The 23,086-nt window shown below is 67.3% G+C and carries 15 protein-coding genes; 11 read left to right on the top strand and 4 right to left on the bottom strand.

What is annotated here, in order from left to right; genetic code table 11:
• Nucleotides 1-405: 405 nt before the first annotated feature.
• On the top strand, nt 406-3,120 hold the full coding sequence (acnA, locus tag OHA03_RS03885) for an aconitate hydratase AcnA (protein WP_323181146.1): 2,715 nt from the start codon (nt 406-408) through the stop codon (nt 3,118-3,120).
• 87 nt (nt 3,121-3,207) lie between these two features.
• Here the strand turns inward: acnA and OHA03_RS03880 are convergent, their stop codons facing one another.
• A complete protein-coding gene (locus tag OHA03_RS03880; RefSeq protein ID WP_267000735.1) occupies nt 3,208-3,381 on the bottom strand; it encodes a hypothetical protein in 174 nt (57 codons plus the stop codon).
• A gap of 153 nt (nt 3,382-3,534) precedes the next feature.
• Nucleotides 3,535-4,704: a xylose isomerase gene (xylA, locus tag OHA03_RS03875; RefSeq protein WP_267000733.1), complete on the bottom strand. Its 1,170-nt coding sequence runs from the start codon at nt 4,702-4,704 to the stop codon at nt 3,535-3,537.
• A gap of 453 nt (nt 4,705-5,157) precedes the next feature.
• Here xylA and hemC point away from each other — a divergent pair, with 453 nt between their 5' ends.
• The gene (hemC, locus tag OHA03_RS03870) at nt 5,158-6,093 is read left to right on the top strand and encodes a hydroxymethylbilane synthase (RefSeq protein ID WP_267000731.1); all 936 of its coding nucleotides are present in this window, start codon (nt 5,158-5,160) and stop codon (nt 6,091-6,093) included.
• 76 nt (nt 6,094-6,169) lie between these two features.
• Here the strand turns inward: hemC and OHA03_RS03865 are convergent, their stop codons facing one another.
• Complete coding sequence (locus tag OHA03_RS03865; protein WP_267000728.1) at nt 6,170-7,144, bottom strand: hypothetical protein; 975 nt, start codon at nt 7,142-7,144, stop codon at nt 6,170-6,172.
• Nucleotides 7,145-7,388: 244 nt separating this feature from the next.
• Between OHA03_RS03865 and OHA03_RS03860 the strand changes: the two genes are divergently transcribed.
• The gene (locus OHA03_RS03860; RefSeq protein ID WP_267000726.1) at nt 7,389-8,036 is read left to right on the top strand and encodes a histidine phosphatase family protein; all 648 of its coding nucleotides are present in this window, start codon (nt 7,389-7,391) and stop codon (nt 8,034-8,036) included.
• Nucleotides 8,037-8,133: 97 nt separating this feature from the next.
• On the opposite strand, the gene OHA03_RS03855 is transcribed toward OHA03_RS03860, so the two are convergent.
• A complete protein-coding gene (locus OHA03_RS03855; protein WP_267000724.1) occupies nt 8,134-11,982 on the bottom strand; it encodes a GH92 family glycosyl hydrolase in 3,849 nt (1,282 codons plus the stop codon).
• A 502-nt stretch (nt 11,983-12,484) separates the two neighbouring features.
• Between OHA03_RS03855 and ngcE the strand changes: the two genes are divergently transcribed.
• The 8 genes from ngcE to dxs all read left to right on the top strand — a co-directional run bounded on the left by ngcE (nt 12,485) and on the right by dxs (nt 22,903).
• The gene (ngcE, locus tag OHA03_RS03850) at nt 12,485-13,933 is read left to right on the top strand and encodes an N-acetylglucosamine/diacetylchitobiose ABC transporter substrate-binding protein (protein ID WP_267000722.1); all 1,449 of its coding nucleotides are present in this window, start codon (nt 12,485-12,487) and stop codon (nt 13,931-13,933) included.
• 50 nt (nt 13,934-13,983) lie between these two features.
• Nucleotides 13,984-14,907, top strand: a complete 924-nt coding sequence (locus OHA03_RS03845; protein WP_267000719.1) for a carbohydrate ABC transporter permease — start codon at nt 13,984-13,986, stop codon at nt 14,905-14,907.
• On the top strand, nt 14,907-15,824 hold the full coding sequence (locus tag OHA03_RS03840) for a carbohydrate ABC transporter permease (RefSeq protein ID WP_267000717.1): 918 nt from the start codon (nt 14,907-14,909) through the stop codon (nt 15,822-15,824). The genes OHA03_RS03845 and OHA03_RS03840 overlap by 1 nt, the downstream gene beginning before the upstream one ends.
• A 198-nt stretch (nt 15,825-16,022) precedes the next feature.
• On the top strand, nt 16,023-17,222 hold the full coding sequence (locus OHA03_RS03835) for an ROK family transcriptional regulator (RefSeq protein WP_267007923.1): 1,200 nt from the start codon (nt 16,023-16,025) through the stop codon (nt 17,220-17,222).
• Between the two features lie 120 nt (nt 17,223-17,342).
• Nucleotides 17,343-18,458: a sugar ABC transporter substrate-binding protein gene (locus OHA03_RS03830; protein ID WP_267000715.1), complete on the top strand. Its 1,116-nt coding sequence runs from the start codon at nt 17,343-17,345 to the stop codon at nt 18,456-18,458.
• 251 nt (nt 18,459-18,709) lie between these two features.
• Nucleotides 18,710-19,498, top strand: coding sequence for an ATP-binding cassette domain-containing protein (locus OHA03_RS03825; protein WP_267000713.1), 789 nt, complete (start codon nt 18,710-18,712; stop codon nt 19,496-19,498).
• Nucleotides 19,495-20,799 carry a sugar ABC transporter permease gene (locus OHA03_RS03820; RefSeq protein ID WP_267000711.1) on the top strand — a complete coding sequence of 435 codons (1,305 nt, stop codon included), beginning with the start codon at nt 19,495-19,497 and terminating at the stop codon, nt 20,797-20,799. The genes OHA03_RS03825 and OHA03_RS03820 overlap by 4 nt, the downstream gene beginning before the upstream one ends.
• A 175-nt stretch (nt 20,800-20,974) precedes the next feature.
• Nucleotides 20,975-22,903, top strand: a complete 1,929-nt coding sequence (dxs, locus tag OHA03_RS03815) for a 1-deoxy-D-xylulose-5-phosphate synthase (RefSeq protein WP_267000709.1) — start codon at nt 20,975-20,977, stop codon at nt 22,901-22,903.
• The last annotated feature ends 183 nt before the right edge of the window (nt 22,904-23,086 follow it).

The following is a 23,086-nucleotide window of genomic DNA, read 5'->3' as shown; positions in this document are numbered from 1 at the left end:
GCGGGCGTGGGCGACTGCTCGTCGGTCCGCCCGTGTCACCGCTGATCATCGCCGACGATCTCCACGCGCGCGGGCGGTGCTGGGCGGTCGGTGGGAGGTTCCGGACCTCGCTCCGACATCGCCATATGAAGGCCGAACGGCCGGGCCCGCAGGGGAGGCGCCTCGATCGCGTGAGATGGACGGTGCCGCACGGGCAGCCGGGCATGACCCTTCAGCGGTGATGTACTAGAGTTATCTCGACATCGAGATATCTGCCGAAGGCGCACCGCAGCTGCCGAACGGTAAGGGTTACCTAAGTAAGCCTTACCTTAGCGGATGGTCGAGAAGCCGTAGGCGGCACCACGCGGCGCCCGCCGTAATGAGGCGCGGCGCGGTGGTACGCGCACATTGATGAAGGAGACTGTCGTGTCGGCGAACAGCTTCGACGCCCGCAGCACGCTGCGCGTGGGCGACGAGTCGTACGAGATCTTCAGGCTGGACAAGGTCGAGGGCTCCGCGCGCCTCCCTTACAGCCTGAAGGTGCTGCTGGAGAACCTGCTCCGCACCGAGGACGGCGCGAACATCACCGCCGACCACATCCGGGCAGTGGGCGGCTGGGACTCCCAGGCCCAGCCCAGCCAGGAGATCCAGTTCACGCCGGCCCGCGTGATCATGCAGGACTTCACCGGCGTTCCGTGTGTCGTGGACCTCGCCACCATGCGTGAGGCCGTGAAGGAGCTCGGCGGCGACCCGGCGAAGATCAACCCCCTCGCGCCGGCCGAGCTGGTCATCGACCACTCCGTCATCGCGGACAAGTTCGGCACCAACGACGCGTTCGCGCAGAACGTCGAGCTGGAGTACGGCCGCAACAAGGAGCGCTACCAGTTCCTGCGCTGGGGCCAGACCGCCTTCGACGAGTTCAAGGTCGTCCCCCCGGGCACCGGCATCGTCCACCAGGTCAACATCGAGCACCTGGCCCGTACGGTCATGGTCCGTAACGGCCAGGCGTACCCCGACACCCTCGTCGGCACCGACTCGCACACCACCATGGTCAACGGCCTCGGCGTGCTGGGCTGGGGCGTCGGGGGCATCGAGGCCGAGGCCGCGATGCTGGGCCAGCCGGTCTCCATGCTCATCCCGCGCGTCGTCGGCTTCAAGCTGACCGGCGAGCTGAAGCCCGGCACCACCGCCACCGACCTCGTGCTGACCATCACGGAGATGCTCCGCAAGCACGGCGTCGTCGGCAAGTTCGTCGAGTTCTACGGTGAGGGCGTCTCCGCCACCTCCCTCGCGAACCGCGCCACCATCGGCAACATGTCGCCGGAGTTCGGCTCCACCGCCGCGATCTTCCCGATCGACGACGAGACGCTGAAGTACCTGCGTCTGACCGGCCGTGACGAGCAGCAGGTCGCGCTCGTCGAGGCGTACGCCAAGGAGCAGGGCCTCTGGCTGGACCCGGCCGCCGAGCCGGACTTCTCCGAGAAGCTGGAGCTCGACCTCGCCACGGTCGTCCCCTCCATCGCCGGCCCGAAGCGTCCGCAGGACCGCATCGTCCTGGCCAACGCCAAGGAGCAGTTCGCGCAGGACGTCCGCAACTACGTCTCCGAGGACGAGGAGTCGGGTAAGGAGTCCTTCCCGGCCTCCGACGCCCCGGCCTGCCACAACGGCGTGCCGAGCCGTCCCACCACGGTCACGGCCCCCGACGGGACGACGTACGAGATCGACCACGGCGCCGTCACCGTCGCCGCGATCACCTCCTGCACCAACACCTCGAACCCGTACGTCATGGTCGCCGCGGCGCTCGTGGCCAAGAAGGCGGTCGAGAAGGGCCTGACCCGCAAGCCGTGGGTCAAGACCACCCTCGCCCCGGGCTCCAAGGTCGTCACCGACTACTTCGACAAGGCGGGCCTGACCCCGTACCTCGACAAGGTCGGCTTCAACCTCGTCGGCTACGGCTGCACCACCTGCATCGGCAACTCCGGCCCGCTGCCGGAGGAGGTCTCCAAGGCGGTCAACGAGCACGACCTGGCCGTGACCTCGGTGCTCTCCGGCAACCGTAACTTCGAGGGCCGGATCAACCCCGACGTCAAGATGAACTACCTGGCGTCGCCGCCGCTGGTCGTCGCGTACGCCATCGCCGGTTCGATGAAGGTCGACATCGTCAAGGACGCCCTGGGTATCGACCAGGACGGCAAGCCGGTCTACCTCGCGGACATCTGGCCCTCCGAGGCCGAGGTCAACGACGTCGTCGCCAACTCCATCGGCGAGGACATGTTCAACAAGTCCTACCAGGACGTCTTCGCGGGAGACGCCCAGTGGCAGGCGCTGTCGATCCCGACCGGCAACACCTTCGAGTGGGACCCGCAGTCCACCTACGTGCGGAAGCCCCCGTACTTCGAGGGCATGACGATGGAGACGACCCCGGTCGTCGACATCACCGGCGCGCGCGTGCTCGCCAAGCTGGGCGACTCGGTCACCACCGACCACATCTCCCCGGCCGGTGCGATCAAGGCCGACACCCCGGCCGGCACGTACCTGACGGAGCACGGCGTCGAGCGCCGCGACTTCAACTCGTACGGCTCGCGCCGCGGCAACCACGAGGTCATGATTCGCGGCACCTTCGCGAACATCCGGCTGCGCAACCAGATCGCCCCGGGCACCGAGGGTGGTTTCACCCGCGACTTCACCCAGGCCGACGCACCGGTGTCGTTCATCTACGACGCCTCGCAGAACTACCAGGCCGCCGGCACCCCGCTGGTCATCCTGGCGGGCAAGGAGTACGGCTCCGGCTCGTCCCGCGACTGGGCCGCCAAGGGCACCGCGCTCCTCGGCGTCAAGGCCGTCATCGCCGAGTCGTACGAGCGCATCCACCGCTCGAACCTCATCGGCATGGGCGTCCTCCCGCTCCAGTTCCCGGAGGGCGCGACCGCCGAGGCCCTCGGACTCACCGGCGAGGAGACCTTCTCCTTCACCGGCGTGACCGAGCTGAACAACGGCACGACGCCGCGTACGGTGAAGGTCTCCACCGACACCGGTGTGGAGTTCGACGCGGTCGTCCGCATCGACACCCCCGGTGAGGCGGACTACTACCGCAACGGCGGCATCATGCAGTACGTGCTCCGGAGCCTGATCCGCAAGTAGGCAGTCCGGTACGTCGCGAAGGGCCGCACCCCCGCCGGGGGTGCGGCCCTTCGGCGTGCCAGGGGTGACCGGCGGCTCCGGACGGGCTCAGGCGTTGGCGCGGATCAGGTCCAGCAGTAGTACGCAGACCGCGTCGTCCGCCGCACCAGCCGCACCAGCGGCGGAGGGGAAGACCGGCCGCACCCTGACCCTGATCGCTGTACTCGCCGTGTTCGTCGTCCCCATGTCGATCTCCGGCACCGCCGTCGCGCTGCCTGACATCGGAAGACCAGCCCGGCCTCGAGTGCGTCGAGGCCGGGCTGCGCTGCGTCGGGACACAAAACGCGCCCGGGTGCGGATCCGACGGATCCGCACCCGGGCGCGGCAGGGCAGGGGCCAGGGCTTGCCCGTGGACGCACCCTGGCCCCGTTGGGGTCAGCGGACGCCGAGGAGGTGTTCCATGGCGAGCTGGTCGAGGGCTTCGAAGGCCATCGAGCGTTCGGCGGCGGCCGTGGCGTCGAACTCCTCGTATGCGGAGGTGTCGGCGAGGAGGCTCTTGAGGCCGTCCTCGGCGGTGGGCTGTGCGAGTTCGTGGAGGCGGGAGGCGGTCAGTGCTTCCTGCACGGCGGGGTCGGCGCGGAAGGCGAGGGCGCGCTCCTTGAGGATGAGGTAGTTGCGCATGCAGTTCTTCGCGGACTCCCAGACTCCGTCGATGCCGTCGGTGCGCACCGGCTTGAAGTCGAAGTGGCGCGGGCCGTTGTAGTCGGAGGTCTCGAGGAGGTCGACGAGCCAGAAGGCCTGGCGCAGGTCGCCGGCGCCGAAGCGGAGGTCCTGGTCGTACTTGATGCCGGACTGGCCGTTGAGGTCGATGTGGTAGAGCTTGCCGGCCCACAGGGCCTGGGCGATGCCGTGCGGGAAGTTCAGTCCGGCCATCTGCTCGTGGCCGACCTCGGGGTTGACGCCGTACATCTCGGGGCGCTCGAGGCGCTCGATGAATGCGAGGGCGTGGCCGACGGTGGGCAGCAGGATGTCGCCGCGCGGCTCGTTCGGCTTCGGCTCGATCGCGAACCGCAGGTCGTAGCCCTGTTCGACGACGTACTCGCCGAGCAGGTCGAAGGCCTCCTTCATCCGGTCCAGGGCCACCCGCACGTCCTTGGCGCCACCGGACTCGGCGCCCTCGCGGCCGCCCCAGGCCACGTAGGTCTCGGCGCCGAGCTCGACGGCGAGGTCGATGTTGCGGATGACCTTGCGCAGCGCGTAGCGGCGCACGTCGCGGTCGTTGGAGGTGAAGCCGCCGTCCTTGAACACCGGGTGGGTGAACAGGTTCGTCGTCGCCATCGGGACCTTCAGACCGGTGCGGTCCAGGGCGTCCTTGAAGCGCGTGATGATCGCGGCCCGCTCGCTGTCCGAGGAGCCGAACGGGATCAGGTCGTCGTCGTGGAACGTCACGCCGTGCGCACCGAGCTCCGCCAGTCGCTCGACGGACTCGACCGGGTCGAGCGCGGGACGGGTGGCGTCACCGAAGGGGTCGTTGCCGCGCCAGCCGACGGTCCAGAGACCGAAGGTGAACTTGTCCGCGGAGGTGGGAGTGAAGCGGTCCGACATGAATCTGCCTCTTGTCGACGAGGGCCCGGACGGCTGCACCGCCGACCGACCGATTTGTTTACTGACAGTACTAATACTGCATCGCGACGCTCGTTGCCAGCCCGTCTCCGTGACACATCAGTCACATAGGGGCAACGCGAAGGCTTCGGGCTGCTCCTGGCGGCGCCCAAATGGGACGGGCTGGTGAACCGTTCCGCTCATGTCTCGACAATTCCGCCAGATTTGTTTTGTGTACGATCAAAATTGAGACGCAAGGCTGCGAGGCCTCCCGGTACCGCTGCTGGGCCCATGGATTTCACCGGCGGCCTCCGGTGGATGCGGAACGGTGCGCCAGGTGCGCCACCGAAGCGGATCGCACACCTGCCCGAGCGCTCCAACTGGCTTGACACCGCGATGACATGGGTACGCGCAGTGCGCCCGGGAACCTGCATCCGACGGTCTATCGTGGGCGCCATGTCCGCCCCTGAACTGATCCGTATCGTGTCCCGCGACTCGCCCATGGCCCTCGCCCAGGTGGAGCGCGTCCGTGCCGAGCTGGCCGCCCTCCATCCCGGCACCGCCACCGAGGTCGTGGCCGTCAAGACCACCGGTGACAAGTGGATGGGTGATCTCGCCCAGGTCGAAGGGAAGGGCGCGTTCACCAAGGAGGTCGACGCCGCCCTCCTCTCGGGCCAGGCGGACCTCGCAGTGCACTGTGTCAAGGACATCCCGGCCGACCGGCCGCTGCCCGCCGGAACCACCTTCGCGGCCTTCCTCCGACGGGACGACATCCGCGACGCCCTCGTGCACCCCGGAGGTCTCACCCTCGACCGGCTCCCCGACGGAGCCAGGATCGGCACCTCCTCCGTACGGCGCAGTGCCCAGCTTGCCGCCTCCCACCCGCACCTCCAGTGCGTGCCGATGCGGGGCAACGCCAACCGCCGGCTCGACAAGCTCGCCGCGGGCGAAGCGGACGCGCTGCTTCTGGCCGTCTCCGGACTGGAACGCATCGACCGTACGGATGTGATCACCGAAGTCCTGTCGGTCGAGGCGATGTGCCCACCGATCGGAGCCGGGATCCTTGCCCTCCAGTGCCGTGAGGGCGACACGGAGCTGATCGACGCGATCAGCGGCCTCGGCCACCCCGCCACCCACCGCGAGGCCACCGCCGAGCGCATGTTCCTGCACGTGCTGCAGGGCCACTGCAACAGCCCCATCGCCGGATACGCCCGCACCGAGGGCGCCGGCGAACTGTCGCTACGGGCGAAGGTCTTCACGCCCGACGGGAAGGTGATCCTCAACGCCCACGAGTGGGCAGGCCGCCTGGACCCGGCCACGCTCGGCACGTCCGTCGCGGTCGCCCTCCTGCGCCAGGGAGCCCGCGAACTCATCGACGGAATCCCGCACTGAATCAGTCCGGCGCACCAGCCGGAGCCCCTGAGCGCCGGCCGGCCCTGGCCCCGCCCCGGACCGAGGAGCTGTTTGATCAGGTCCGCGAGGGCACGATGCACTCCCGGTCGTCGGCGATGTCCTTGCCGGATTCGTACGGGTCGGCGACAGGCCATGGCCGGTCGGCCCGCGCCACCTCCCTGGAGAAGTACGGGTGGATGAAGCCGTCCACCGTGCGGCAGTCATGGTTACCGAGCAGTCGCCGGTACTCGACCGGAACCAGCTTTCCGGGTGCCGCTCGCTCGTCGAGGTCCAGGACCAGTTGCCGCCGCACGACTGTGCGCGCCGCCTCCTCCACGCCCTTCCACGGCCCCGGTTCGACGCCCGGGGCCGCTCCCAGCGCGTACACGAAGGTGTAGTCGGCTCGGACGCGCAACTGACCCGGCTCGCTCCCGGCCTCGAAGGTCATTCGGCCGTGCACTCTGATGCCGTCCTCGACCACATGGAGTTCTGCCGGGTCGAAGCGGGTGAACATCTCGGTGGGATCACCGCCCTGCGCACCCGGTTTGCGTAGATGGCGGATCAGTTCGGCGCGGGAGGAGTCCTGCGCGTCAAGCATGTTCAGGGCCTTGGCAGGCCACCCGCCATGGAGCACGGCCGGATCCAGATTGGTCGCGATCAAGAAATCCTTGGTCCGGTTCAGCGCGTCGAAAACCTGCTCCTCCGGTATTCCGTTCACGGCCTTGACGTCCGGCACCTGGATACCGGTGTCATCGGTCGCCCAGTCATCGGCGTGCGAACCCCGAAAGGGCATGTTCGTCGTTGCCGGCCACGCGTCGGGCCACGTGCCCTCAGGCATCAGGCCGGCGGCGAACGGCTCGTTGGCAGGCCGCTCTCCGGACGTGCTGCTGACCAGCCACACTGCGAAGCCCACCAGCACTGCGGCCGCCGCGCCTCCGGCCAGCCCTCGCTTGAGCCGGCGCCGGGCCCGGTCCCTCCGCAACGTCTCCTCCCGGCCCGCGTCCTCGCGCTCCGCGCGCAGCCGCGCAACATAGTCCACCGGATCCGGCATGCCCCGCCCCACTCTCGTCCACTGTCGTAGACATCTCACGAGCCATGCCCCTCTAGCACAAGACGTCCCATCGATACGTGATGATCACGTGATCAGCACACAGCGGGACACGAGGCCGCCCCGCGAACCGAGCCACCGGCCACCCCTGCGTGCACCGCCCGGAATGCGATCGTGGATCAGCGAGTTTCGAAGCTACGCAGCAGGCGGCGCGAACAGCGCGGAGAACAGAGAGCGGACGGCACCCATGGGCGAGTTGATTCTGATCCGGCACGGCGAGACCGAGTGGTCCCGGTCCGGGCGGCACACGAGCCATACCGATCTGCCGCTGACCGCCCTCGGTGAGCGTCAGGCCCGTGCTCTCGTGTCGCTGATCGCCGACCGGAAGATCGGGCTCACCCTGGTCAGCCCGGCCCTGCGTGCCCGGCGCACCGCCGAACTTGCCGGGCTTGCCTCACCCCGCATTACCCCTGACCTGCGTGAATGGGACTACGGCGGTTATGAGGGCGTGACCACCGCCGAGATCCACCGCACCCGGCCGTCCTGGAACCTGTGGACCGACGGGGTCGCCGCGGGCTCCGCTGCGCATCCCGGGGAGACGCCGGCTCAGGTGGGGGAGCGGGCCGACCGGGTGCTCACCGAGATTCGGGCGGCCGCCGAAGCACTGGGGGACGCGGACATCGCCCTCGTCGCGCACTCCCACTTCCTGCGCGTATTCACCGCTCGCTATCTGGGGCTGACGCCGTCCGGCGGCACACTGTTCCAGCTCGCCACGGGGGCCGTCTCCCGGCTCGGCACCGAGCACGGGAATCCGGTCATCACCGCCTGGAACCTGGCTCTTCCCGAGAGTCTCTTCCACGCGGCAGCGCCGGAGCCGGCGCAGTCGCCGGAGTGAGACGGGGCCGGTCCGCGAGCGAGTCTGCCTGCACCGTGGGATGAACGAACGGCCGGTACCTCACCCGAGGTACCGGCCGTTCACAGGAGTGCAGAGGTCAGGAGATCAGCTCCACCTCCGCCAGCGTCCCCTCGCCCTCGGGCACCAGGCGGTAGTGCTCGAACGTTCCCGTCGTGCTCACCGAGAACACCCGCGTCTGCTTGTCCCACGCGAACGACTGCGCCGACCGCTTGTCCAGGTCCTTCCAGGTCGTGCCGTCCGACGAGCCCTGCAGGACCCAGCCCTTCGGGGCCTTCGCCGCCGCGCCCGACGTCAGCGTGTACTGGACCGCCTTCGTCGATGCGGGCACCGGCAGCTCGACCGGGCCGTTCACCGTCGCCGTCGTGGCCGACGTGTTGTCGTACAGGGCGCCCTCGCCCTTCAGTACGTCCTTCTTCGGCGACGGCACCTGGTCGTCCTTGGTGATCGACGTCGGGGCCGCGTCCTTGCCCGTGCCCCACGCCGACGGCTTGGCGCCCATGTCGAACTCCAGGACACCGCCCTTGGCGAGCAGGTCGTGCGGCAGCGACGTGGACGTCCACTTCTTGCCGTTGACCTTCAGGCCCTGCACATAGATGTTCTTCGCGCTGTTCTTCGGGGCCTTGACCACCAGGTCGTGGCCGTTCTCCAGGTGGACGGTCGTCTTCGTGAAGAGCGGCGATCCGATCGCGTACTCGCCACTGCCCATCACGAGCGGGTAGAAGCCGAGCGAGGAGAAGAGGTACCAGGCCGACTGCTCGCCGTTGTCCTCGTCGCCGTGGTAGCCCTGGCCGATCTCGCTGCCCGTGTAGAGACGGCCGAGGATCTCGCGGACCTTCTCCTGGGTCTTCCAGGGCTGCGACGCCGCGTCGTACATGTACGTGACGTGGTGCGCGACCTGGTTGCTGTGGCCGTACATGCCCATCCGTACGTCACGCGCCTCCGTCATCTCGTGGATGACACCGCCGTACGAGCCGACGAACTCCGGGCCCGCCGTCTCGGGAGTGGAGAAGTACGTGTCGAGCTTCTTGGCCAGGCCGTCGCGGCCGCCGTACAGGTTCGCCAGGCCGCGGCTGTCCTGCGGGGCCGTGAAGGCGTAGCCCCAGCCGTTCGTCTCCGTGTAGTCGTAGCCCCAGATGCGCGGGTCGTACTTGTCGGAGGCGACCCGCCAGTCGCCCTTGGCGTCCCTGCCCTGGAAGAAGCCCGCCTTGGAGTCGAACAGCTCGACATAGTTGCGGGCCCGGTTCAGGAAGTACTCCGACTCCTCCTTGTACCGCTCCTTCTTCGTCTTCTTGTAGAGCGCCTGGCCCATCTGCGCGAGGCCGTAGTCGTTGAGGTAGCCCTCCAGCGACCAGGACAGACCCTCGTGCGTCGACGTGTTCGCGTAACCCGCGAACGGAGACGTCTCCATCCCCTTCCGGCCGACACCCGACGACGGCGGAACCACCGTGGCGTTCTTCAGAGCCGCCTCGTACGCCGCCTCGCCGTCGAACTTCACGCCCTTGACGTAGGCGTCCGCGAACGCGACGTCCGACGAGGTGCCGGTCATCAGGTCGGCGTAGCCGGGGGAGGACCAGCGGGAGATCCAGCCGCCGTCCTTGTACTGCTGGACGAAGCCGTCGACCATCTCGCCGGCCTTCTTCGGCGTGAGGAAGGAGTAGGCGGGCCACGTCGTCCGGTACGTGTCCCAGAAGCCGTTGTTGACGTACACCTTGCCGTCGACGATCTTCGCACCCGTGTGGGTGGGGGTGTCGGGGCCGATCTGCGGCGAGAACGGGCTGGCGTACTGGTCCTTGCCGCCGACCTGCTCGAAGCCCGAGTTCGGGTAGAGATACAGGCGGTACAGGCTGGAGTAGAGAGTCGTCAGTTGGTCGGCGTCCGCGCCCTCGACCTCCACCTTGCCCAGGATGTCGTCCCAGGCGTGCTGCGCCCGGTCCTCGACGCGGCCGAAGGAGCGGGACGCGGGGATCTCCGCGGCGAGGTTCTGCTTCGCCTGGTCGATGCTGATCAGCGAGGTGGCCAGGCGCAGGTTGACCGTACGGTCCTTGCCGGCGTCGAAGCGGAGGTAGCCCGTCACGTCGTCACCGCCGCCGCCCTTGAGCTTGCCGCTCGCGGTGACCGGGGCGTCGAAGACGCCGTAGACGAAGAGCCGGGTGGCGCCGGTGGAGAGGCCGCTCTTCACGTCGGAGAAGCCGGTGAAGGAGCTGGTCCCCGGGTCGAGGGTGAGCCCGCCGTCGTTGGAGATGTTGTCGAAGACGACGGACGCGTCGTCACCGGGGTACGTGAACCGCATCCGTGCCGCATGGTCGGTCGGCGTCATCTCGGCCTTGAGGCCGTTCTCGAACGTCACACCGTAGTAGTGCGGCTTCGCCGTCTCGTTCTCGTGCTTGAACGGCAGCGCGCGCGCCGTGCGGGAGGCGTCCGGCTCGTCCTTGGCCACCGACGGCATCAGCTGGAACGTCTGCCGGTCGCCCATCCAGGGGCTCGGCTCATGGCTCGCGCTGAACGCCTGGAGAGTAGGCAGGTTGTCGTCGTTGTTGGCGCGCTGGTAGTCGTACAGCCAGCTCGTCGAGCCGGCGTTGGTGACAGGCGTCCAGAAGTTGAAGCCGTTCGGGACTGCGGTGGCGGGGAAGTTGTTGCCCCGCGAGAATCCGCCGCTGGAGTTGGTGCCGCGGACCGTCGACGCGTAGTCGGACAGGTGCGCGCGGCGCTTCTCGGGGGCCTTCGGGGCGAGCTTGATGTCGTCGATCCAGCCCTGGAACTTCGCCGGACCCTTGGGGGAGTCGTACGCCACCAGGATCCGGTCGACGGTCTTTCCTGCCGCGACCGTGCCGATGCGTGAGGCGACCTTGTTCCACTGGTTGACGTACAGCCGCTTGGCGTCGGCCTGGCCCTGCGGGGTCAGCGGACCGCCATGGCTGTCGGTGGCGCCGAGATCGCTCAGGTACGTACCGTCGGTGAAGGCCAGATCGACCGAGACATGGGTGGCGGGGTACGAGAGGTCCGTCTCGCCCATCTGCGGGTAGACGAGGTAGGAGAGCTCGGTGTCCCGGGTGACGGCCGTGTCGACGTCGAAGATCTTGTTGTACGAGTACGCGCGGCCGTCCGGCTTGTGCGTGCCCGCGTACCGCAGGGCCTTCTTTCCGGTGAAGCCCGCGCCGGCCTTGGCGGTGGGCGAGCCGGACGGGCCGCGGTCGATCTGGCTGCGCATCTCTTCGGGGGCGGGGGTGCTGGTGTTGCCGTCGGAGAACTGGACGTCGGCGAGCTGGGTGATGCCCGAGCCGCCCTTGTTCTTCGTGATGTCCAGGCGGAAATGCTGGTAGGCCGTGTCGCTCGAGAAGTCGTACGACTTCGTCTGGAAGCGCTCGGAGAAGGACTGGTCGGTCCGGGAGTCGAGGTCCTTCCAGGTCTTGCCGTCGGCGGAGCCCTGAAGAGTCCAGTCCTTCGGGTCGCGCTCGTCGTGGTCATTGGCCGAAGTGAGCGCGTACGTCACGACCTTGACCGGTTCGTCGAGATCGAACTCGATCCAGCCGGTGGGCTCGAAGGTCAGCCACTTCGAGGAGGACTCCCCGTCGACCAGGTTCTCCTTCACCTCGCCGCCGCCGGTGTTCTCGCCGCTGGCGCGCAGATCCGTGACCTTGTCGGTGACATTGCCCGGTATTCCGGCGGAGAAGCCGCCGTCGATACCCGATGCCCGCTTCTTCCCGTCCGGACCCTCTTCCACGGTATTGCGCCAGTCCGGCTGCTTTTCGTTCGCTTCGAACGATGAGCTGAAAGTCTGTTCGCCCGTGGCCTTTTCACCCTTTTCGGCAAACCTCGCCGACTGTGCGGCGGCCGTGGTGGGGGCGGTCACCACCAGGACCAGTGAAGCCGCGATGAGTGCGGCCGTACGGTTTTGTCTCTTACGAGAACCATGTCGGGGCTGCATGCCGAGCCATTCCTCCCGAGGAAGCACACTGGACAACGTTGTCAGAGCGATGTGCAGGATCCAGTAGGGAGGCAAGTGACGTGATGTGTCAAGGGTGTTGGACGGGAACGCGCGGGTGAATCGACCGTATTGCGGAAATCGTTACACCCGGACGAGGGCGTGCGGGGCCCATGTATCCGCGAGGTCTCAACTCGGGAAAGACTGCCGCTCAAACCTGCATTCGATCTTGCTCAGTTGGCTGCAAGTGGACTATACCTGTCGGCGTCTGCTCCGCCGTTTTCTACGCGGACGCGGACAAGGGGGGCCGGGGGGAACGGTCGGGGGGCGCCATCGCTGCATCCATCGGTTCGATCTCCGGAATCCCCCACTGCATCTGGCTAGCCTGCAAATCAGCACGACCCAAGCGCAACTGACCGCGGTGGCGGGGCCCTTCGCCTGAGGCGAGTTTCGACGGGCGACCGGTACACACCGCCTGAGTCCTGGAGAAGGCGAGGACTTGAGCATGGGATCCACCTCCGCCCACAAGAATGAGGGCCTTGGCCGTCGCGACGTGATCAAGCGGTCTGCCGCACTCGGTCTGATCACCGTTCCGACAATGAGCTTCCTGTCGGCGTGTGCGAGTAGCGACAGCGGCACTGACGACTCGGTCAAGAAGGGCAAGACGAGCGCCAAGAACCCGCTCGGTGTCAACGAGACCGCTGCCCTCGATGTCGTCATCTTCGATGGCGGTTTCGGCCAGCAGTACGCGATCGACGCGGAGAAGAAGTACAACGCGGCCTTCCCGAAGGCCCCGAAGGTCAAGCACACCGCGACCCAGAAGATCCAGTCGCAGCTGCAGCCGCGCTTCAACGGTGGCACCCCGCCGGACCTGATCGACAACTCGGGCGCCGAGCAGATGGACATGGGTGTCCTCGTCGGCAAGAAGCAGCTGCTCGACCTGACGCCGCTGATGGACGCCCCGTCCATCGACGACCCGAGCAAGAAGGTCCGCGACACGCTGCGCCCGGGTGTCCTGGAGATGGGCCAGTTCGACGGCGACCCGGTCTGGATCATGTACTACGCGTACACGGTCTACGGTGTCTGGTACTCGCAGACCGCGCTCGAGAACCTCGACGCGCAGTACCCCGAGAACTGGGACGACATGCTCGCCCTCTGCGCGAAGGCGAAGAAGAAGGGCATCGCCGGCTGGACGTACGCCGGTAAGTACCCCTACTACCTGCCGTTCTCGCTCTACCCGTTCATCGCCAAGATCGGTGGCCGGGAGGTCCTCGACAAGATCGACAACCTGGAGCCGAACGCCTGGAAGGACCCCGCGGTCAAGGCGGCGTTCGAGGCGTACTACGAGCTGTACAAGAAGGGGTACATCCTCAAGGGCACCCCGGGTCTGACCCACATCCAGTCGCAGACCGAGTGGACCAAGGGCAAGGCGCTCTTCATCCCGAACGGTTCGTGGGTGGAGAACGAGGCGGCGCCCACCACGCCCAAGGACTTCAAGATGATGGTCTCGGCGCCGTCCGGCCTGGACTCGTCCGACAAGATGCCGTTCGGCACCATCTGGGCCTCCGGCGGGGAGCCCTTCGTCGTCCCGGCCAAGGCGAAGAACCCCGAGGGCGGCATGGAGCAGCTGCGCATCATGCTCTCCGAGGAGTCCTCGAAGAACTTCACCAAGCAGGTCAAGTCCCTCAGCGCCTTCAACGGTGGCACTGACGGTCTGACCCTGTCCACGGCCATGCAGGCCGGCGTCGACGCGCTGACGAAGGCCGGCGACAACGTGGTGAACCCGCGTCTGCAGGACTGGTACGTGAAGCTCCAGAAGGAGCAGATCGGCGTCGCCGGCATCGGCGAGATGATGGCGGGCCGCGCGACCCCGGCGGAAGCCATCAAGAAGATCCAGGCCTTCGCCGACGCGGCGGCCAAGGACCAGTCCATCAAGCACTACAAGCACCAGTGAGCAACCGTCACCAGCGGCGGCACCCGCGGAAAGATCGGGGTCGGTAAACGATGCAGCACGGCAAGTACCGGTTCATTGTGGGGTTCTTGATCGTCCCACTGGCGTTGTACGCGGTCTTCGTCATTTGGCCGTTCATCCAGTCCATCTACTATTCGTTCACGGACTGGACAGGTCTGAGCCCGGACTTCAAGATGGTCGGCTTCGACAACTACACCAGGATGCTGAAGGACGACATCTTCTGGAAGTCGTTGCAGCACAGCGTGTTGCTTGTGCTGCTGCTGCCGCTGGTGACGCTGGGCCTTGCGCTTTTCTTCGCCTTCATGCTCAATGTCGGCGGCCGGCGGCGTAAGAACGCCACGGTCGCCGGCGTGCGGGGCTCGGGCTTCTACAAGATCGCCTATTTCTTCCCGCAGGTGCTCTCGATCGTCATTGTCGCCCTGCTCTTCCAGTTCGCATTCAACCCCCGCGACGGGATGCTGAACGCGACGCTGAAGGGGATCGGTCTCGGCTCCATCCAGCCGGACTGGCTGGGTGATCCGAGCCTCGCGCTCGTCTGTGTCATGTCGGTACTGATCTGGTCGACGGTCGGATTCTTCGTCGTGCTGTTCTCCGCCGGCATGGCGTCCATCCCGAAGGACTTCTACGAGGCGGCGCTCCTCGACGGGGCCAACCGTTTCACGACGTTCTTCCGGATCACCCTGCCGCTGCTCTGGGACACGGTGCAGTCGGGCTGGGTCTACATGGGAATCCTGGCGCTCGGCGTGGAGGCGTTCACTGCCGTACAGGTCATGACCGTGGGTCCTGGTGGTCCCGACTACTCGACCACGGTTCTGCCGCTGTACGTGTACCAGACGGCCTTCCGTGACGGCCAGGCGGGATACGCAACGACGATCGGTGTCGGACTGCTCATCGTCACCATGGCCTTCGCGGCCATCGTGATGCGACTGGGCCGGCGCGAGCGGCTGGAGTTCTGATGAAGACGACTGACACCCCTCCCGCGCCTGCGGCGGACCTCGTGCCCGTGTCCAAGGCGTCGGTACCCGCCGGCAAGAAGGAGAAGAGCAGCGAGGGCACCGTCCTCAACGTCTTCTCGCACGGCGTGCTGATCATCTGGGCGATCCTGGTCGTCATGCCGCTGCTCTGGGCGGTGATGGCGTCCTTCAAGACGGACGACTCGATCCTGTCGACGCCGTGGGCGCTGCCCGACAAGCTTCACTTCGAGAACTGGTCGCGCGCCTGGAGCCAGGCGCACATGAGCGATTACTTCTTCAACACAGTCGTCGTGGTGGGCGGTTCGCTCATCGGCACGCTGCTGCTCGGTTCGATGGCGGCATATGTGCTGGCGCGGTTCGACTTCCCCGGGAACCGTTTCCTGTACTACCTGTTCATCGGCGGGATGAGCTTCCCGATCATCCTGGCGCTCGTTCCGCTGTTCTTCGTGATGAACAACATGGGCCTGCTGAACACGCGACACGGACTGATCCTGGTCTACATCGCGTACTCGCTGCCGTTCACCGTCTTCTTCCTCACCTCGTTCTTCCGGACGCTGCCGACCTCGGTGGCGGAAGCGGCGATGCTCGACGGGGCCTCGCACACCCGGACGTTCTTCCAGGTGATGCTGCCGATGGCGAAGCCCGGCCTGATCAGCGTCGGCATCTTCAACTTCCTCGGGCAGTGGAACCAGTACATGCTGCCCACGGTGCTCAACACCGACCCGAAATATCGGGTGCTCTCCCAGGGGTTGGTCGAACTGGCCAACAGCCAGGGCTACAAGGGCGACTGGTCCGGTCTCTTCGCCGGTCTGGTGATGGCGATGCTGCCGGTCCTTGCGGCCTACATCATCTTCCAGCGTCAGGTCGTCGCGGGCCTGACCGCGGGAGCGGTGAAGTAGCGGCCCGCCCTCGTACGCAGACGAAACCGCCCGCCGGCCCTGTGCCGGCGGGCGGTTTCGTCTGTTTTCCGCGGCCGTCCCGTCCGGGGCAGCCCGCTCATCCGAGGCTCCCACTGCTCAAGGTCTTGACGGGGAGCGCCCCAAAAAGGTCAGCTTAGAGTTCACATGTTGGAGAAAATGGCAGGAGTGAGAGAGTCGATGGAGACTCCGGGGTCGCAGACATCTCTGCATCGCGCCAACCTTGAGCGGGTCGTGCGTGCCGTGCGTATGGCGGGTTCGCTCACCCAGGCGGAGATCGCCAGAAGCACGGGCCTCTCCGCGGCAACGGTCTCCAATATCGTTCGCGAACTGAAGGACGGCGGCACCGTAGAGGTGACCCCCACCTCGGCGGGCGGCCGCCGGGCCCGCAGCGTCTCGCTCAGCGGTGACGCGGGCATCGTGATCGGGGTCGACTTCGGCCATACGCATCTGCGGGTGGCGGTCGGCAACCTCGCCCACCAGGTGCTCGCCGAGGAGTCCGAGCCGCTCGATGTCGATGCCTCTTCGGCGCAGGGCTTCGGACGGGCGGAACAGCTGGTCAACCGGCTGATCGAGACGACCGGCATCAGCCCGGGCAAGGTGATCGGCGTGGGCCTCGGCGTTCCCGGCCCGATCGATGTGGAGTCCGGCACGCTGGGCTCCACATCGATCCTGCCGGGCTGGACGGGCATCAACCCGAGCGAGGAGCTCGCCGCGCGGCTCGGCGTGCCGGTGTACGTCGACAACGACGCCAACCTCGGGGCGCTGGGCGAGCTGGTCTGGGGGAGCGGCCGGGGCGTCAAGGACCTGGCGTACATCAAGGTCGCGAGCGGTGTCGGTGCCGGTCTGGTGATCGACGGGCACATCTACCGGGGGCCGGGCGGCACGGCCGGTGAGATCGGACACATCACGCTCGACGAATCGGGCCCGGTGTGCCGCTGCGGCAACCGCGGCTGCCTGGAGACCTTCACGGCCGCGCGGTACGTCCTGCCCCTGCTCCGGCCGAGCCACGGGCCCGATCTCACCATGGAACGGGTGGTCCAGCTGGCCCGGGAGGGCGATCCGGGCTGCCGCCGGGTGATCGGGGACGTCGGACGGCACATCGGCAGCGGTGTCGCCAATCTGTGCAACCTGCTCAACCCGAGCCGAGTGGTCCTCGGCGGGTCCCTCGCCGAGGCCGGCGAGCTGGTGCTCGCGCCGATCCGCGACTCGGTGTCGCGCTACGCCATTCCCAGTGCCGCAAGGCAGCTCTCGGTCCTTCCCGGGGCGCTGGGAGCCCGGGCGGAGGTGCTGGGTGCGCTGGCTCTCGTACTGAGCGAGATGGGGGATTCGACTCTTTTGGAGAGCACCCTCCCGACGGCCACTCCTGCCTTCACTTAGATAACGAATGGCACCGTTGTCATCTCGTTAAGTATTTACTCCTTGACGTCGGCTTCGCGGCCGAGTTGACTTCCAGCCACCTCGGCCGCAACGTCGCGGCCTCGTCAGGGAGGTTCGAGAATGAACACGCGTATGCGTCGTGCCGCCGTTGCCGTTGCCGCCACCGCGATGGCTGTTTCGCTCGCCGCTTGCGGCAGCGCCAAGGAGTCCGGCAACAAGGCCACGGACACCGGCTCCGCGAAGAAGGGCAACGATCTCAAGATCGGTCTGCTCCTTCCCGAGAACCAGACGGCCCGGTACGAGAAGTTCGACCGGCCGATCATCGAGAAGAAGATCAGCGACCTCACCGGCGGCAAGGCGAAGGTCATCTACGCCAACGCCAAGCAGGACGCCACGGTGCAGACCCAGCAGGTCGACACCATGATCACCAACAAGGTCGATGCGCTGATCATCGACTCGGTGGACTCCAAGGCCATAGCCGGCGCGGTGAAGAAGGCCAAGGACGCGGGCATCCCCGTCGTCGCCTTCGACCGCCTCGCCGAGGGCCCGATCGACGCCTACACCTCCTTCGACAACGAAGAGGTCGGCCACGTCCAGGGCAAGGCCCTGCTGGAGGCCATGGGCTCCAAGGCCGACGGCGGCACGATCGTGATGATGAACGGCGCGATCACCGACCCGAACGCCGCGCTCTTCAAGAAGGGCGCCAAGGCCGAGCTCGACGGCAAGGTCAAGGTCGGCAAGGAGTACGACACCAAGGAGTGGAAGCCGGAGAACGCCAACGCCAACATGGAGGCGGCGATCTCGGCCCTCGGCAAGGGCAAGATCGACGGCGTCTACTCCGCCAACGACGGCATGGCGGGCGGCATCATCACTGCCCTCAAGGCCGCCGGTCTCTCCAAGCTCCCGCCGGTGACCGGTCAGGACGCCGAGCTGGCCGGTGTGCAGCGCATCGTCGCCGGTGAGCAGTTCATGAGCGTCTACAAGCCGTACGGCCCCGAGGGCGAGGCCGCCGCCTCGATGGCAGTGGCGCTGGCCCAGGGCAACAAGCTCGACTCGATCGCCACGTCCACGGTCGACAGCCCCACCAACAAGGGCATTCCCACGTTCCTGGTGCCGGTTGTCTCGCTGACCAAGGACAACATCAAGGACACCGTCCTCAAGGACGGCGTCTACACGCTGGACGAGATCTGCACGGCCAACTACAAGGCCGCCTGCGACAAGCTCGGCCTGAAGTAATCTGCGCCCCCGCCGCGAGCGTGGTCGGGCAATCGCTCTACGTACAGAGCGAATCGACCACGCTCCGGCAGCAAGTCCGCTGACTCTCTGCGACTTGCACCCATGGAAGCCTGTCCGGCGCCCCGCACATCAACCGTCCCGCTATCGGGTGGGGCGCCGGACGGAACGCTTCCGCATTCTTCTGTTCTCTTCTGCTCGACCACCGCGCCTTCCCCGGGCGCGGCATCCCCGCCGGTCAGGCGGCGAAGGAGATGGTTCACGTGTCCGCTACGCCCGTGTTGGCGTTGCGAGGGGTCTCCAAGCGATTCGGTGCCGTTCAGGCGCTCACCGATGTAGAGCTCGAGGTCCACGCAGGCGAGGTGGTCGCCCTGGTGGGTGACAACGGCGCCGGAAAATCAACGCTGGTCAAGACGATCGCCGGAGTCCACCCCATCGATGACGGAGTCATCGAATGGGATGGCAGGTCCGTCCAGATCAACCGGCCGCACGACGCCCAGGCCCTGGGCATCGCGACCGTCTATCAGGACCTCGCGCTCTGCGACAACATCGATGTCGTCGGCAACCTCTACCTCGGCAGGGAGCTCCGTAAGTTCGGAGTCCTCAACGAGGTCGAGATGGAGCGCCGCTCCCGCGAGCTCCTCAGCACGCTGTCGATCCGTATCCCCAGCGTCCGTATCCCGATCGCCTCACTCTCCGGCGGTCAGCGCCAGACGGTGGCCATCGCCCGGTCGATGCTCGGTGAGCCCAAGCTCGTCATCCTCGACGAGCCGACCGCGGCCCTCGGTGTCGAGCAGACCGCACAGGTCCTCGACCTGGTCGAGCGGCTGCGCGAGCGCGGCCACGCGGTGATCCTCATCAGCCACAACATGGCCGACGTCAAGGCGGTCGCCGACAAGGTGGCCGTGCTCCGGCTGGGTCGTAACAACGGCGTCTTCGACGTCGCGACCACCTCGCAGGAAGAGATCATCTCCGCGATCACGGGCGCCACGGACAATGCCGTGACCCGTCGCGCGGCGCGCAACGGGGAGGCCCAGAAGTGAGCACCGACAACACCTCCAAGCCGATACTGGCGAAGACGGCCGACGCGCCCGCCGAGAACCCCGCCGCGGCGGCAGGCTCCGTCACCGCCGTCGACCCCCGGCTGCTCGTCCGCGAGCAGGGCATCGCCGGCTACCTCGGCGAGTTCAAGCGCAAGATGAAGGCCGGCGACCTGGGCTCGATCCCCGTCGTCCTCGGCCTGATCATCATCTGGGGAATCTTCCAGAGCCTCAACTCGAACTTCCTCACCGCGGGCAACCTCTCGGACATCTCGGTCGCCATGGTGGGCACCGGCATGATCGCGGTCGGTATTGTCTTCGTCCTGCTGCTCGGCGAGATCGACCTTTCGGTCGGCTCCGTCAGCGGTGTCGCGGGCGCCTCCTTCGCCGTGCTCAGTGTCACTCACGGCATGTCCGAGTGGCTGGCCCTGATCCTGGCGATCATCACCGGCGCCGTGGCCGGTGCGATCCACGGCTATATCTTCGCCAAGATCGGCGTCCCCGCCTTCGCCGTCACCCTGGCCGGTCTGCTGTTCTGGAACGGCTTCATGCTCCAGATCCTCGGCTCCAACGGCACCATCAACCTCGACTCCGAGGGCCTGGTCGCCAAGCTGACCAGCTACTACTTCACCGATGTCGCGGCCGGCTACGGCCTCGCCGTGGTCGCGGTCGCGGCGTACTTCCTGTCGGCCTTCTTCGACAGCCGTCGCCGTGAGGCGGTGGGCGTCCCCTCCCGCACGCTCGGTGAGATCGTCATACGTACGGCCGGACTGGCCGTGGTGGCGTTCGCCGCCGCGATCATGTTCAACCAGTACAAGGGTCTGCCGCTCGCCGTGGTGATCTTCCTGGTCGTGCTGGTCGCGACCGACTTCGTACTGCGTCGCACCTCGTACGGTCGCAAGATCTTCGCGCTCGGCGGCAGCGTCGAGGCGTCCCGCCGCGCCGGTATCAATGTGGTGATGGTCCGGACCTCGGTCTACGCGATCTCCGGCACCTTCGCCGCCATCGGCGGACTCTTCATGGCCTCCAAGATCACTGCCGCCAACCAGGGCGCGGGCAGCGGTGAGCTCCTGATGAACGCCATCGCGGCGGCCGTCATCGGTGGCACCAGCCTCTTCGGTGGCCGTGGCCGCACCTGGAACGCGCTGCTGGGTGTGCTGGTCATCATCTCGATCCAGTACGGCCTTGCCCTGCAGGGCATCGCCTCGCCGATCCAGTACATGATCACCGGTGGTGTGCTGCTCGCCACGGTCGTCATCGATGCCGTCACCCGCAAGACCCAGAAGACGGCGGGCCGCGCCTGACCGCGGAACCCGCGCCTGTGCCCGGCACCCTTCGTGGTGCCGGGCACCTGCGTGTACGTATGTACGCACGCGCCGATCCGCACCGGAAAGCACCTCCCGATGACCTCGGCCCGGGACGGAACATTAGACTCAGCGGACCGGCACGCTAGACCAGCTCAAACGCAAGGAGGCACGGGTGGCCCTGCTGACCCGCATCGGGGGACCGCGCGACCTGGACCGGCTCAGTCCTGAGCAGCTGGAACAGCTCGCCGAGGAGATCCGGACCTTCCTCGTCGAAGCAGTCTCCAAGACCGGCGGCCACCTCGGCCCCAACCTGGGTGTGGTCGAGCTGACCATCGCCCTGCACCGGGTCTTCGATTCGCCGAAGGACAAGGTGCTCTTCGACACCGGCCACCAGAGCTACGTACACAAGCTCCTCACCGGTCGCCAGGACTTCTCGAAGCTCAAGAGCAAGGGCGGCCTGTCCGGCTACCCCTCGCGCGCCGAGTCCGACCACGACATCATCGAGAACTCGCACGCCTCCACCGTCCTCGGCTGGGCCGACGGCCTCGCCAAGGCCAACGAGGTGCTCAAGAAGGACGACCACGTCGTCGCGGTCATCGGTGACGGCGCTCTCACCGGCGGTATGGCCTGGGAGGCGCTGAACAACATCGCCGCCGCCAAGGACCGCCCGCTCGTCATCGTCGTCAACGACAACGAGCGCTCCTACGCCCCGACCATCGGCGGCCTCGCCAACCACCTCGCCACCCTGCGCACCACCGACGGCTACGAGCGCTTCCTGGCCCGCGGCAAGGACATCCTGGAGCGCACTCCCGTCGTCGGGAAGCCGCTGTACGAGACGCTGCACGGCGCCAAGAAGGGGCTGAAGGACTTCATCGCCCCGCAGGGCATGTTCGAGGACCTCGGCCTGAAGTACGTCGGCCCGATCGACGGCCACGACATCGAGGCCCTGGAGTCCGCCCTGCAGCGGGCCAAGCGCTTCGGCGGGCCGGTCATCGTGCACTGCCTCACCGAGAAGGGCCGCGGCTACACTCCCGCCCTCCTCGACGAGGCCGACCGCTTCCACGCCGTCGGCAAGATCCACCCCGACACCGGTCTCCCCGTCGCCACCTCCGGCCTCGACTGGACCTCGGTCTTCGGCGAGGAGATGGTCAAGCTCGGCAAGGAGCGCAAGGACATCGTCGCGATCACCGCGGCCATGCTCCAGCCGGTAGGTCTCACCAAGTTCGAGAAGGAATTCCCGGACCGGATCTACGACGTCGGCATCGCGGAGCAGCACGGCGCGGTCTCCGCGGCGGGCCTGGCCACCGGCGGACTGCACCCCGTCTTCGCGGTGTATGCCACGTTCCTCAACCGGGCCTTCGACCAGGTGCTGATGGATGTCGCCCTGCACAAGTGCGGTGTCACGTTCGTCCTGGACCGGGCGGGAATCACCGGCACCGACGGCGCCTCGCACAACGGCATGTGGGACATGTCGATCCTGCAGTGCGTGCCGGACCTGCGGATCGCCGCCCCGCGCGACGCCGACCAGGTCCGTGCCCAACTGCGTGAGGCCGTCGAGGTCGACGACGCCCCGACCGTGGTCCGCTTCTCCAAGGGTGCGGTCGGCCCGTCCGTGAAGGCCGTCGGCAGGGTCGGTGGCATGGACGTGCTCCGCAGGGCCGACACCGCCCGCCCGGACGTCCTCCTGGTCTCCGTGGGCGCGCTCGCCCCGATGTGCCTGGAGATCGCCGATCTGCTGGACGCCCAGGGCATCACGACGACGGTCGTCGACCCGCGCTGGGTCAAGCCGGTCGACGAGGCCATGGCCCCGCTCGCCGAACAGCACCGCGTCGTCGTCACCGTCGAGGACAACAGCCGGGCCGGCGGTGTCGGCTCCGCCGTCGCCCAGGCGCTGCGCGACGCCGGAGTGGATGTACCGCTGCGCGACTTCGGTATCCCGCCGCGCTTCCTCGACCACGCCTCCCGCAAGGAGGTCATGGCGGAGATCGGGCTGACCGCGCCGGACATCGCCCGTCAGGTCACCGGTCTCGTCTCCAAGCTGGACGGCCGCTACGACAGCGACGCCCGCACGCGCTCCGTGATCGAGCCCGCCCGGGACTGACCCGTGCCGACACGGACCCGTGCCCGCACGGGTCCGAACGAGCGACGAGCGATACGGCCGATGGGCCGGTCGGACCACCCTCTACGAGTGGTCCGACCGGCCCATTCGCGTGAAATCGCTCGACATGGGGCCCTGCGCCCCCGGTGATGTCCCAATCATGGCGTTCACGACGAGTGCGTGGAG

Origin of the sequence: Streptomyces sp. NBC_00154 (genome assembly GCF_026342835.1) — a bacterium.
Lineage (GTDB): Bacteria > Actinomycetota > Actinomycetes > Streptomycetales > Streptomycetaceae > Streptomyces.
This window is presented reverse-complemented; position numbering and strand designations above follow the sequence as displayed.